At 73.5% G+C, this 12,357-nt stretch carries 11 protein-coding genes; 4 read left to right on the plus strand and 7 right to left on the minus strand.

What is annotated here, in order from left to right; translation table 11 throughout:
* Both ADK86_RS39865 and ADK86_RS39870 read right to left on the minus strand, forming a co-directional pair.
* Positions 1-1,264 (minus strand): DUF2252 domain-containing protein (locus ADK86_RS39865; protein WP_107088686.1); only part of this gene is annotated, 1,264 nt, incomplete at its 3' end.
* Positions 1,265-1,487: 223 nt separating this feature from the next.
* Positions 1,488-2,693, minus strand: a complete 1,206-nt coding sequence (locus ADK86_RS39870) for a hypothetical protein (protein WP_053701047.1) — start codon at positions 2,691-2,693, stop codon at positions 1,488-1,490.
* A gap of 102 nt (positions 2,694-2,795) precedes the next feature.
* On the opposite strand from ADK86_RS39870, the gene ADK86_RS39875 reads away from it, so the two are divergent.
* A complete protein-coding gene (locus ADK86_RS39875; RefSeq protein WP_107088687.1) occupies positions 2,796-3,230 on the plus strand; it encodes a MarR family winged helix-turn-helix transcriptional regulator in 435 nt (144 codons plus the stop codon).
* 88 nt (positions 3,231-3,318) lie between these two features.
* Here the strand turns inward: ADK86_RS39875 and ADK86_RS39880 are convergent, their stop codons facing one another.
* The gene (locus ADK86_RS39880) at positions 3,319-3,681 is read right to left on the minus strand and encodes a winged helix-turn-helix transcriptional regulator (RefSeq protein WP_053701049.1); all 363 of its coding nucleotides are present in this window, start codon (positions 3,679-3,681) and stop codon (positions 3,319-3,321) included.
* A gap of 119 nt (positions 3,682-3,800) precedes the next feature.
* Here ADK86_RS39880 and ADK86_RS39885 point away from each other — a divergent pair, with 119 nt between their 5' ends.
* On the plus strand, positions 3,801-4,451 hold the full coding sequence (locus tag ADK86_RS39885; protein WP_053701050.1) for an FMN-dependent NADH-azoreductase: 651 nt from the start codon (positions 3,801-3,803) through the stop codon (positions 4,449-4,451).
* Positions 4,452-4,587: 136 nt separating this feature from the next.
* On the opposite strand, the gene ADK86_RS39890 is transcribed toward ADK86_RS39885, so the two are convergent.
* The 3 genes from ADK86_RS39890 to ADK86_RS39900 all read right to left on the minus strand — a co-directional run bounded on the left by ADK86_RS39890 (position 4,588) and on the right by ADK86_RS39900 (position 8,838).
* Positions 4,588-5,274: a response regulator transcription factor gene (locus ADK86_RS39890; RefSeq protein ID WP_030598925.1), complete on the minus strand. Its 687-nt coding sequence runs from the start codon at positions 5,272-5,274 to the stop codon at positions 4,588-4,590.
* Positions 5,275-5,359: 85 nt separating this feature from the next.
* Complete coding sequence (locus ADK86_RS39895) at positions 5,360-7,582, minus strand: 2Fe-2S iron-sulfur cluster-binding protein (RefSeq protein ID WP_078952578.1); 2,223 nt, start codon at positions 7,580-7,582, stop codon at positions 5,360-5,362.
* Positions 7,570-8,838, minus strand: coding sequence for an NAD(P)/FAD-dependent oxidoreductase (locus tag ADK86_RS39900; RefSeq protein ID WP_078952581.1), 1,269 nt, complete (start codon positions 8,836-8,838; stop codon positions 7,570-7,572). Before ADK86_RS39900 ends, ADK86_RS39895 begins: the two co-directional genes overlap by 13 nt.
* A 138-nt stretch (positions 8,839-8,976) precedes the next feature.
* Here ADK86_RS39900 and ADK86_RS39905 point away from each other — a divergent pair, with 138 nt between their 5' ends.
* Both ADK86_RS39905 and ADK86_RS39910 read left to right on the plus strand, forming a co-directional pair.
* Positions 8,977-10,344: a diaminopimelate decarboxylase gene (locus ADK86_RS39905; protein ID WP_053701051.1), complete on the plus strand. Its 1,368-nt coding sequence runs from the start codon at positions 8,977-8,979 to the stop codon at positions 10,342-10,344.
* Between the two features lie 29 nt (positions 10,345-10,373).
* A complete protein-coding gene (locus tag ADK86_RS39910; RefSeq protein WP_053701052.1) occupies positions 10,374-11,726 on the plus strand; it encodes an APC family permease in 1,353 nt (450 codons plus the stop codon).
* Positions 11,727-11,753: 27 nt separating this feature from the next.
* Here ADK86_RS39910 and ADK86_RS39915 read toward each other — a convergent pair whose 3' ends face one another.
* The gene (locus ADK86_RS39915) at positions 11,754-12,335 is read right to left on the minus strand and encodes a hypothetical protein (RefSeq protein ID WP_053701053.1); all 582 of its coding nucleotides are present in this window, start codon (positions 12,333-12,335) and stop codon (positions 11,754-11,756) included.
* Between the last annotated feature and the right edge of the window lie 22 nt (positions 12,336-12,357).

Consider the following 12,357-nt stretch of genomic DNA (forward strand, 5'->3'; position numbering starts at 1 on the left):
GGACGCGCAGGCGGCCCGCGGCTCGGCCTCCGTCGTCCTGACGGGCGGCCGCAACGGCCACGGGCTGCTCGCGGCCCCCGCCGAGGCGCACCCCCCGCCGACCCCCGGCACCACTCCCGCCCCCAGCACCCGCCATCAAGCCCGCTCCATCACCGCCCACCCCCGGCTCATAAACCGTCGTCCACCCCAGCAGGCTGTCGCTGACCACCTGCATACGTCGCTGGCCGCTTACGATGCGTCGGCCCTCGTGGCCCGTCGGCGGAACAGGGAAGCCGGCCTTTTCCACGTACGGTGCCAGTGCTGAGCTGCGTGCCTCCTTCACCTGGAGTACCAAGGGTTCGCCGCGGTGGTCGAGCAGCAGGACCACGTAGGAGCGCAGGCCCACGCTCCCCGTGCCCACCACCCGGAACGCCACGTCCTGCACCTCGTACCTGGCCAGCAGCGGGAGCCGGTCCTCCGGCAGGGTGTCCAGGTAGCCGGTGAGCGATGCGGCGACGGCGGCGGCCTCCGCGTCCGGTATGCGGCGCAGTACGGGTGGGGCGTCCACGAACCGCTTGCCGCCCTCGGGTATTCGCTCGGTCGACTTCGCCGCGAAGCGTGCGCTGGTGTTCTTGCGCGCCTTGGCCACCACCCGCTCCAGCGTGCCCAGCAGGTCATGTGCGTCGGCGTACGAGACCAGTTGCTCGTCGGCTATCGCGTTCCAGGCATCGGCGGCCGGCATGCCCGCGAGCAGCCGCATCGTGCGCCGGTACGCACCGGCCGCGTCCAGGGCCGCTTCCCGGCACTGCTCCTCAGCGGCCCCGGCCTCCCGGCCGGCCAGCACCAGCGAAGCCGCGAGGCGCTTCAGGTCCCACTCCCAGGGCCCGTACAGGGTCTCGTCGAAGTCGTTGAGGTCCATCACCAGCTTGCCGCGGGCGTCGCCGTAGAGACCGAAGTTGCCGGCGTGCGCGTCGCCGCATATCTGCGCACCGATGCCGGTCACGGGGCTGTTCATGAGGTCGTACGCCATCAGCCCCGCGGATCCGCGCAGGAAGGCGAAGGGGCCGGCCGCCATGCGCCCGACCCGTATCGGCACCAGCTCCGGGATGCGGCCGGCGTTGGACTCCTCGACCGTCGCCACCGCGTCCGGCCGCCCGGCGTCGGGCGTGAACCGGCCCTGCTCGGAGCGTGGTGTGCGCTCCCGGAGTGCCTTGCCGACCGCTTTCGGCGACGCACCCCGCTCCTCCGGCCTGGCGAATCCCGGTACGTACGGCAACCGCGCCATCGCGTGCCACCTCCCCCTTCGTCCCGTGCACCGATCCCGGACCTCGGTCGTCCGGCCGCTTCGGAACGCCGACAGAATCCCTTCGACCTACCGGTCGCCGAGGCGCTGTCTCCGCCGCGTGTGCACGACGGTACAGACAGGCCCCGCCGCGCGGCAGGGCCTGTGGATAACTCTCCGTGACGGGCCTGTGGAGAAGCCGGGGCCCGTCCCGTACGCCGTCGGCTCAGACGCCGACCGCCTCTTCCATCTCCTCCTCGGCGGCTGCCGCGCTCTCGTCGTTCGCGCTGGTCGCGGTGTGCGCCGGGCGGCGTTCCGGCACCGTCGCCGCCACCGCGGCAGCCGCCACGGCCGTCGCGTTCGCGGCCGCGGTGTCGGCCGCGCGCCGTCGGCGTGCCTCGGCCAGGGCCGCCACACCGACCATCACGAAGCCCACGACCAGCCACAGCACCAGCGTCCAGACGTGCCCGGCCAGCCCGTTGCCGTCGAAGTAGACATGGCTGCGGACGCCCTCCACGAACCCGGCGCCGTTCCAGAACGCGTGCAGGGAGGCGAAGAACCCGTTCTGCAGCTCGGGGCGGAAGACGCCGCCCGCCGAGGTGAAGTTGAGCATCACGAACAGCGCCATCACGCCCAGCGTGGTCCAGCGCTTGAGGAACGTGTGCAGCCCGGTGCCGATCAGCAGGATGCCCGCCGAGTACAGCCAGGCCATGCTCCACAGCCCCCACAGCCCGTGGTCGACGAGGTGGAAGACCGGCCCCGCGAACAGCGTGCCGAGGATGCTGACCACGAAGGAGGTGCCGATCGCCAGCATCGCGCGCATCCGGATCGGCAGTACGGCACCGGCACCGCCGATCACCGCGACCGACGCGTACGAGCCGATGCTGATCGCGACCATCAGGAAGAAGAGCCCCTGGGCCGTCGGGTCGTCCTCGGCCGGCGGGGCGACATCGGTGACCTTGAGCGGCACACCCTGCTGGGCCGCGACGGGCGTGAAGATCTTCTGCACCACGGACGCCGTGGTGTCGGATCCGGCCGTCGCGACCACGAGCTCGGGCGCCGGCTTGCCCCCGCCGCCCTTGGCCGCGGTGCCGGACGGCGCGGCGCCGGTGGCGCGCGTGTCGATCACGTACGCGCCGAAGATGTCCTGGTGCTTGAGCTGGTCAACGGCCTCGGCCCGGCTGCCGACGGTACGTACGTCCAGGCCACCGTGTGCCTTGTCGTTCATCGACTGGGCCAGCACCTGCGCCTGGGGACCCGACCCGACCACCGCGACCGGCAGGTGGTGCGGCTCGGGGTGGGCGAACGCGCCCAGGTAGGCCAGGCCCATGCCGATGCACATCAGCAGTGGGGTGATCAGGTGGGTGAGGACGTGCCGCAGATCGGCTCGGTGATCAGGGCGGTGGTGGTCGGGACGTCGGACCGAACTCATGCGTGGTGCCTTCTCAAGCTAGTCGCTCAGCTTCGAGTAGTTGGCTTATACAACTCTCATTTCACGTTGTACTATACAACTACTTCAACGAAAGGCAAGCACGTGGCTCGCAGAGACACATCCGTCGAGACCATCCAGCAGGAGATGACCGCGTTCGCCCGCCGGGCACGCGCCACCGCCGCCCGTATGCACCCCGAGCTGTCGCTCGTCTCGTACACGCTGCTGGCGCACCTCGATGACCAGCAGGGATGTCGCGCGACCGACCTCGCCGCGCACTACTTCCTGGACAAGTCCACGGTCAGCCGGCAGATCTCCGCCCTGGAGAAGCTCGGCTTCGTCGAGCGCCGCGTCGATCCGGACGACCACCGCGTCCAGGTGCTGCACCCCACGGCCAAGGGCGCGCAGGTGCTGGCGAACGTGACCGCCAGCCGCCGCCAGGCGTTCCACGAGCGGCTCGCCGACTGGGACGAGGAGGACCTGGACCGCTTCGCGACCTATCTGCTGCGCTACAACGCCGCCCAGGCACACCACGGCTGAAGCCGCCCGTCACCGGACCTCGCACACGCCGGGCGTACGACATCTCCCGCGCGCCGTACGCCCCGCCGCCCCACCCCCGGAAGCGCGATCACTCCCGGAAGCGCGCCGGACACTTCCCGCCGTCCGCGAGGTACGTCTCCGCCCACCGGCCCAGTTCCTTGAGCGCGGGCTCCAGCGCCCGGCCCGCCTCGGTCAGCCGGTACGAGACGCGCAGCGGCGGGCCCCCGTCGACCTCCCGCAGGACCAGACCGGCCGCGGCCAGCTCCGTGAGCCGGTCCGAGAGCATGCGCTCGCTGATGCCGGGCACCGCGCGGCGCAGCTCGGCGAAGAACACCGGCCCCTCCATCAGGACGGACACGATCAGGCCGGTCCACCGCTTGCCGAGCAGCCCGAAGACCCGCGCCATGCCGGTGTCGACCTGCCTGCAGGTGCCTTCGCCGTGATCCGTCATGCGACCAGCGTACTGCCATACCGTTGGGTACTGCGGAAAAGTAAGCTACTGTGTTAAACATAGGAACGCACGGAACTCTTCATCAGGCCGCCCATCGGCCGCGAACGAAGGACCGCACCATGGCCACGCTTCTGCACCTCGACTCCTCCCTGTTCACCACCGATGGATCCGCTTCCCGCGCGGTGACCGCGGCCTTCCGCGAGGCGTGGGAGGAGGCGCACCCCGGCGGCACCGTCATCTACCGCGATCTCGCCGCGGACCCGCTGCCGCATCTCGACGCCGCCGGCTTCTCCGCCGCCTTCGCCGACGCGGACGCCCTGACCCCCGAGCAGCAGACCGCGTTCGCGCGCCGTCTTGAGCTGGTCGAGGAGCTGGAGAAGGCGGACGCGGTCCTCATCGGCGCCCCGATGTACAACATCACGATCCCCTCCACGCTCAAGGCATGGCTGGACCACATCATCATCATCGGCCGCACCGCCGGTGAGGAGTCGTCCATCAAGGGCAAGCCGGTCACGGTCGTCGCCAGCCGCGGCGGCTCGTACAAGCCGGGCACGCCCCGCGAGGGACTCGACTACGTCGAGACCTACCTCCAGGCGGTGCTGGGCACCATGCTCGGCCTGGAGGTCGACTTCATCGTCCCCGAGCTGACGATGGCGCCCACCAACCCCGCGATGTCGGAGCTCATACCGCTGTACGAAGCCTCCCGCGACCAGTCCTTCCAGGAAGCCGCCGAGAAGGCCAAGGCCCTCGCCGCGCGACTCGCCGCCTGACGGCACCGCACCGCCCACGGCCCGGCCCGAGAACAGGCCGGGCCATCCGGCGCACCGCCCCGGACCGCCCGATGCCCGAGCCCGCGGTCCCCCGGCTCCGGTCCGGTCGCCAGCCGTACGGCCGAAGGGCCGCTGCCTAGCTCCCCAGCCCCGCGTCCCGGGCCAACAGCGCCGCCTGGACCCTGTTCTCGCAGCCCAGCTTGGCCAGAATGCGGCTGACGTACGTCTTCACCGTGGCCTCGCTCATGTGGATGCGCTCACCCGCGTCGGCGTTCGACAGGCCCTCACCGAGCAGGGACAGCACCTCCATCTCCCGTTCCGTCAGGACCGAGAGGCGCTGTGCGGCCTCCTGCGCTCGGCGCGCCGTACGGGTCGCCGCGCTCTCCCCGCCGACGTCACCGGCGCGTGCCACCAGCGAATCGGCCACATGCCGCGTCGCCACCGGCGACATATAGGCATGGCCGTCGGCCGCGGCGCGCACCGCGCGGATCAGCTCGTCCGGCGCGGAGTCCTTCAGCAGGAAGCCCGCGCTGCCCTCGCCCATCGCGCGCAGGACGTTCTCCCGCTCGCCGAACGTCGTCAGGATCAGGGCCCGTACGGACGGTGCCGCGCTGCGCAGTTCGGCCAGCGCCGTCAGCCCGTCCATCACCGGCATCTGGATGTCCAGCAGCACCACGTCCGCACCATGGCCGCGCGCGGCCTCGACCGCCTCCCTGCCGTTGCCCGCCTCCGCCACCACCGAGATGTCCCCGGCCGAGGTGAGGATCATCCGGATACCGGCCCGGATGAGCGGCTCGTCGTCGGCGACGATCACCCTGATCACTCGTACTCCCGCACCGGTTCGGTCGGCCTCTCCCACGGACAGCGTCATCATCCCCCCATTCCCGCGCCGGTCCGTCCGGCCGCCCTCAGGCCCTCCCCACGAAGGTCCGCTTCTCCACCAGCTTCCCGTCCTTGAAACAGAACCGGAACGCCTTTTCCTCGTCCCAGTCCGCCGACGTCTCCGTGGACGCGAAGGTCTCGCAGCGCGCGCCCGCCGGCTTCGCGGGGCCCTGGGAGTTCAGGCCGCTGTTCACGAACGACCCCGGCGGCAGCTGCTCGCGCGCCTCGGCCTCCGTCTGGCCGATCCGTAGCTGCTCGTATGTGTCCGGCGAGACCGAACCGTCCTCCATCGCCTTGAACAGCTCCACCATCCCCCACGCCGCCAGGACCCCCAGGACCACGACCACACCCGCCGCCAGGCCACACCCGACGGCGAAGCCACGGTGCCGCGCCTCCCTGCGGAACATCACCGCATCCGGAGCCGCGTAGACCCGGGACCAGTCGATGACCGGCTGGCCGTCCTTGCCGACACGCACGGCGGGCCGCCCGCGGACGGGGTCCACGGAACCGCCACCGGGCCCGGCCGCCCGGGCCGGTTCCACCGCGGCCGGCGGAAGCACCGGCTCCGCGGCGGTGGCCGCCACCGTCACCGGCCCGTACGGCAGCACCCCGGCGAGCCGGAAACCGCCGTCCGGCAACGGGCCGCTGTGCACCATGCCGCCGACCAGCCGGGCCCGCTCCCGCAACCCCGTCAGCCCCTGCCCGCCACTGACCTCGGGACCGGCGGCCGAACCCGGCGGCACCGGCCCGTTGACCACCTCGACCAGCAGCGAATCCGGTTCGTACCGCAGCGCCACCGTCACCGGCGCACCCGCGGCGTGCTTGTGTGCGTTGGTCAGCCCCTCCTGCACGATGCGGTACGCGGCCCGGTCGACGGCCGGCGCCAGCGCGAGCGGCTCCCCGGAACGGGAGACGGATATTCGCGCGCCCGCGCCACGCGACGCCTCGACCAGCCCGTCCACCTGGGCCACCCCGCGTTGCCCCGCATCCGGAGCCGTACCGGCGCCGATCGCCGGATGCACCGCCGCCGTGTCCTCCGTCTCGTCCCTGAGCAGGCCGACCACCTCGCGCAGCTCCCGCATCGCCGCCACCGAGGCCCCGCGCAGCACACCGACCGCCTCCCGCTGCTGCGCGTTGAGCGCGGAGTCCACCTCCAGTGCGCCCGTGTGCACGGCGATCAGGGTGAGCTGATGGCCCAGGCTGTCGTGCATGTCCTGCGCGATGCGCTGCCGCTCCCGCAGCTGCGTCTGGCGGGCGATCATCGCGTTCTCCCGCAGGAGCTGCGTGCGCTGGGCGTGCAGCGTGTCCACCAGAGTGCGGTGCTGGGACCAATACCGGCTCGCTATCCCGGGCATCGCGACTATCGCCAGGAAGGACACCGCCAGCACCATCAGCTTCTCCGGCGACACCCGCGGGAAGTCCTGCACCACGGGCACCGCCATGCTCAGCACGAGCGCCACCGCGAACACCACCAGCGCCCGCGCACTGCCCGCGATCCGCCGCCCGGCCGACCAGCCCGCCACGATCAGCAGCGCCGATATCCCCACGAACAGCCAGCTCAGCGACGCCGCGAGAATCAGCACCGCACCGGGCAGCGCACGGCGCAGCGGCGAGAGCACCATCACCGCCACGGTCACCAGCCACGTACGGGCCTCGCCGCTGCGGGCGATCTCCTCCGAGCCGAGCGCGATCAGCCCCAGCAGCAGGGCCAGCAGCAGTTCGCCGAAGACGCGGTACGGCGGCCACAGCTCCCTGCGGACCAGGCGCCGCCACGCCCGCCCGCCCGCGGCCCGGACCGCCGCGCCCCGCGCCGGGCCGTCCGCGGGCTGCCGGTGGTACTGCCCTCCCGGCCGCTCCCCGTCGTCCACCAGCACCACCCGCGCCCCGGCCCCGGCCGCCGCCAGCGCCGCCGCCATGCCCGCGGGCCCGGCCCCGACGACGACCACCGGCGCCGCCACGGTCCGCGCCGCCACGGGAAGCGTCTTCGGCGCGGGCTCCGGCAACCGCGCCCCCACCTGCGTCTCGATGCGGTCGCCCGCCACCACCACGCGCCGGCAGGCTCGTACGTCGGGTACGCCGTTGACCACCACCAGGCAGTCGTGACAGACGCCGATCCCGCAGAACACACCGCGCGGACGGCCACCGCGCGTGGTCCGCCAGGAGAGGCGGCCCGCGGCCAGCAGTACCGAGGCGGCCGTCTGGCCGGGGCGCGCCCACTGCTCCTGCCCGTCCACCGTCACGCGGAACACTGCGCCTCCTCCCCCTCCACCAGCCCCGGTCGCCCCACCCGGTACGGCCGCGAATCGATCCGGGGGCGCTCGCCCGCGTACAGCTGCGCGAGGAGTTCGCCGGTGGCCGGGGCGAGTCCGATGCCCGCGCCCTCGTGCCCGGTCGCGTGCCACAGGCCGGGAAGCCGCGGGTCCGGGCCGATCACCGGCAGGTGGTCGGGGGTGTACGGGCGGAAGCCGCCGTACGCGCGGATCACCGGGACGCGGCCCAGCACCGGGAACAACGCGGCGGCCTTCCGGGCGAGTTCGCCGAGGACGGTGGCGCGGAAACGTTCCTGGAAACCGGTCCGCTCCCGGCTCGACCCGATGAGCACCGTCCCGCCCCGCGTCGCCTCGACCACCGTCGAGGTCCGCAGGTCGGCGTCGCCGCTGCCGACGGCGCCCACGTAGTCGGCGTCGTACACCTTGTGCCGGACCGTCCCCGGCGGCAGCGGCGCGGTGACCAGCACCAGGCCCCGGCGCGGCGCCACGGGCAGCGGCGCGCCCGCCGCCCGCGCGAAGTGCCCCGCCCAGGGGCCGCAGGCGTTGACGACCGCGCCGCACGGCAGCGTCCCGGCCGAGGTGCGCAGCGCCGTCACCCGCCCGTCCGCGCCGCGCTCCACACCGAGTGCCCGCACCCCGGACCGCAGCGTGCCGCCGCGCCCGCGGACCGCGGTGAGCAGCGCGGTGGCCGCCGCGACCGGCTGGATCTGGGCATCCTGCGGGTAGTGGACGGCGGCGCGGACGCCCGGCGTCAGGTGCGGTTCGCGGGCGCGCGCCTCGTCCGGGCCGAGGTCGTACGCGGTGACGCCGGCGGCCCGCTGCCCGGCGGCGAAGCCGGTCAGCGCCCGCGCACCCGCCTCCCCTAGAGCCACCACGAGGCCGCCCTTCGCCTCGTACTCGCACCGCTCGGCGAGAGCGGGCCCGCCGGGCCCGTGCCCCTCCGCGTCCAGCTCCGCCAGCAGCCGCGGCCAGCGCTCCGACGAGTCCAGCGCCAGGTCGAGTTCGGGTCCCGGCGGCTTGTCGGAGACCAGGAGGTTGCCCTCGCCGCGGGCCGTGGTGCCGGAGGTGAGCGGCGCGTGGTCCAGGACGGTGACCCGTATGCCGCGCCGGGTGAGCGCCTCCGCGCAGGCGGCGCCGACGATGCCGCTGCCCACCACGATCACGTCGGGGTGCCGGGACGGTCGCGGGAGGTCCCGCCGCACCGCCGGTCTCGCCTGGACGTGCCGGTATGCCATGTACCGCACCACCGTTCCGGGAAAGGGGACCCCTCGTGAGAGCGCCGCGACGTTATTGCCGCGTGCCGAAGAGGTCAACACCGCGCGCGGGCGCGCCGGTCGATGGCGGCCACGGCGGGCAGGTGGTGGAGTGGTGCCATGAGCACTCCCCCCGCCGCTCCGCCCGCCCCGCGCCATCGCGCTGTCGCGGCGGCCGTCGCCCGGGGCCTGGTCAGCCCCGGCGCCCCGGTCGCCGGTCTGCTGGACATCGCCGGAATCCGCCGTTCCGCCGCCGAACTGCGGGCCGGTTTCGAGGATTTCACCGAGCCCGGCACGCCGGTCCTGCACGCCTTCGCCGTCAAGGCCGCCTCGCTCGTCCCCGTACTGCGCCTGCTCGCGCACGAGGGGCTGGGCTGCGAGGTCGCCAGCCCCGGTGAACTGGCCCTGGCGCGCGCGGCCGGGGTGCCGCCGTCCCGTACGGTGCTGGACTCCCCCGCCAAGGCCCCCGCCGAACTGCGCGAGGCGCTCGCCCTCGGCATCGCCGTCAACGCCGACAGCTTCGGCGAACTCGCCCGGCTGGACGCCCTGACCGGCTCGGCGCCGTCCGCCTCGCCGCTGGGCCTGCGGGTCAATCCGCAGCTCGGCGGCGGCAGCATCGGCGCGATGAGCACCGCGACCGACAGCTCGAAGTTCGGCGTGCCGCTGCGCGACGAGGGCGCCCGTGACCAGGTCGTGCGGGCCTTCCTGGACCGCCCGTGGCTGACGCGCCTGCATGTCCACGTCGGGTCCCAGGGCATGGCGCTGGAGCTGATGGCGGACGGGGTGCGCGTGCTGTACGAGCTGGCCGAGGAGATCAACGAGAAGGCCGGGCGCACCCAGGTCACCACCTTGGACATCGGCGGCGGGCTGCCGGTGAACTTCGCGTCCGACGAGGTGTCGCCGACGTACCACGCATATGCCCGGCTGCTGCACGCCACCGTGCCGGGGCTGTTCGGCGGCCGCTACGGGCTGGTCACCGAGTTCGGCCGGTCGCTGCTCGCCAAGCACGGCGTCGTGCTGGCGCGCGTGGAGTACACCAAATCGGCCGGCGGGCGGCGGATCGCGGTGACCCACGCAGGCGCCCAGGTGGCCACCCGTACGGTCTTCGCGCCGGACGCCTGGCCGGTACGGGTCGCCGCGTACGACGCGCAGGGCCGCCCCAAGACCGGTGAACCGGTCGTCCAGGACGTCGCCGGGCCCTGCTGCTTCGCGGGTGACCTGATCGCGCGGGACCGGCCGCTGCCGCTCCTGGAGCCGGGCGACCACGTGGCCCTCCTGGACACCGGCGCGTACTACTTCTCCACCCACTTCGCGTACAACTCGCTCCCCCGGCCCGGGGTGTACGGGTACGCGCCGGGCCCGGACGGCGCGCCGCGCTGGGCCACCGTGCGCGCCCCGCAGGAGATGGACGAACTGGTCGCGGAGAGCGGCGGCGCCCACGCGGACGCGCTCACCCGGCTCGGGGGCCCCGCCGCTCCCGAGCGCTAGAAATCTTGCGCTCCGGGCATGTCCCGCTCATGCGGACCTCCTCCACGGACACCGCCGGGCACACCGGCGAAAGCGCGCCGCTGCGGCGCGCCATCGGCCCCAAACTGCTGGTCCTGCTGGTGGTCGGGGACATCCTCGGCACCGGCGTCTACGCCGTCACCGGCAAGGTCGCGGGCAAGGTGGGCGGCGCCCTGTGGCTGCCCTTCGTGATCGGCTTCGGCATCGCGGTGCTGACCGCCGCCTCGTACGTGGAACTCGTCGGCAAGTACCCGAAGGCGGCAGGCGCCGCGCTCTACACCCAGAAGGCGTTCCGGGTCCCCTTCCTGACCTTCCTCGTCGCCTTCATGGTGATGTGCTCGGGCCTGTCCTCGGCGAGCGCCGCGGCCCGCGCCTTCAGCGGCGACTATCTGCGCACCCTCGCCGATCTGCCGCCGACCCCGGTGGCGGTGCTGTTCGTGCTGGCGCTGGCCGCGGTGAACCTACGGGGCGTGGCGGAGTCGGTGAAGGCGAACGTGGTGCTGACCCTGGTCGAGGTGTCCGGGCTGCTGATCATCATCGGGCTGGGGATCTACGCGGTCCTGACGGGCGGCGGGGAGCCGGCGCGGCTGGCCGAACTCGACACCGGCGGCACCGGCCTCGCCGTGCTGACCGGTGTGCTGGGCGCCACGGGCCTGGCGTTCTTCGCGTTCGTCGGGTTCGAGGACTCGGTGAACATGGCGGAGGAGGCCGAGCACCCGGGCCGCGACTTCCCGCGCGCGATCTTCCTCGGGGTGGGGATCACGGGCACCGTCTACGTCCTGGTGGCCCTGGTCTCGTCGCTGCTGGTGGACCACCGGCGGCTCCAGGGCTCGTCGGCGCCGCTGCTGGAAGTGGTCCACGCGGGCGGCGCGACCTTCCCGCCCACGGTGTTCGCGCTGATGGCGCTGTGCGCGGTCACCAACTCCGCGCTGATCAACATGATGATGGCCTCGCGGCTGTGCTACGGGATGGCCAATGAGCGCATCCTGCCGCGCGCCGTCGGCCGCGTCCTGCCGGGCCGCCGTACGCCCGTCGTCGGCATCGCCCTGACCACGCTGCTGGCCCTGGGCCTGGTCCTCACCGGCGAGATCGAGGGCCTCGGCGACACCACGGCCTTCCTGCTGCTGTGCGTCTTCGCGGTGGTCAACGTGGCGGTGCTGGTGCTGCGCCGCGACCGGGTGCCGCACCGCCACTTCCGCACGCCGACCGTCTTCCCGGTCCTCGGCGCCGCCGGGGCCCTCCTCCTGGCCAGCCCGCTGGCCGACCGGTCGGTGGAGGTGTACGTACGGGCCGCCGTGCTCGTCGCGGTCGGTGTCGTCCTGTGGGGCGTGAACCGGCTGGTGCTGCGGGCGCGGGGCGAGTAGCCCCGCGCCCGGTCCGCGGGCCGCCCGTCAGGCCCTGGCCTTCGGCCGCCCCGCCTTCGCCCCTCCCGGGCGCGCGTCCTTCGCGGCCACGCCGGTCGTCAGGTAGCCGCGTACGTCCCGGCCCGCCGGTCCGCCCCGTACGGCAGCTTCTGTACGGACCCACAGCAGTGCGTCGTGCTCGTGCTCCCAGCGGCCCAGCCACAGCGCCTTGGCCCACAGCCCGAGCCCGGCCCCGGCCAGCAGCAGACCGCCGGCAGCGGGCAGCGCGAACGAGGAACCGACCGCCGCCAGGAACGCCGGCAGCAGCCACCAGCGGTGGGCCCGCCGCCAGACCCGCAGGGTCACGGCGCGGTCCTGGAGGATCGCCGACTTCCCGGCCCGGGACGCCGCCTTGGCCAGGTGCGCGTACCGCTTGCGGCGTACCGCGAAAACCGTGCAGGCCGCGACGATGAACAGCGCCGCCCCGGCCAGTACCCCGATCCGCCGCCCGGTCAGGCCGGGCGGCAGCGCCCCGACCCCGGCGGCCAGCAGCCCCGGCCACCACAGCCACCCGGCCGGTACCCGCAGCAGCACCGCCACCCGCGCCAGCGCAACAGCCCCGCGCCCCACGACAACCTCCTCGCGCCACGAT

This window comes from Streptomyces sp. NRRL F-5755, assembly GCF_001279365.1.
In the GTDB taxonomy this organism is placed as follows: Bacteria; Actinomycetota; Actinomycetes; order Streptomycetales; family Streptomycetaceae; genus Streptomyces; species Streptomyces rimosus.

Excerpts from the sequence above, each read along its gene's own strand:
- ADK86_RS39870 (WP_053701047.1), bottom strand. The coding sequence starts at position 2,693 with ATGAGTTCGGTCCGACGTCCCGACCACCACCGCCCTGATCACCGAGCC.
- ADK86_RS39885 (WP_053701050.1), top strand. The coding sequence starts at position 3,801 with ATGGCCACGCTTCTGCACCTCGACTCCTCCCTGTTCACCACCGATGGA.
- ADK86_RS39910 (WP_053701052.1), top strand. The coding sequence starts at position 10,374 with ATGCGGACCTCCTCCACGGACACCGCCGGGCACACCGGCGAAAGCGCG.
- ADK86_RS39900 (WP_078952581.1), bottom strand. The coding sequence starts at position 8,838 with ATGGCATACCGGCACGTCCAGGCGAGACCGGCGGTGCGGCGGGACCTC.
- ADK86_RS39905 (WP_053701051.1), top strand. The coding sequence starts at position 8,977 with ATGAGCACTCCCCCCGCCGCTCCGCCCGCCCCGCGCCATCGCGCTGTC.
- ADK86_RS39880 (WP_053701049.1), bottom strand. The coding sequence starts at position 3,681 with ATGACGGATCACGGCGAAGGCACCTGCAGGCAGGTCGACACCGGCATG.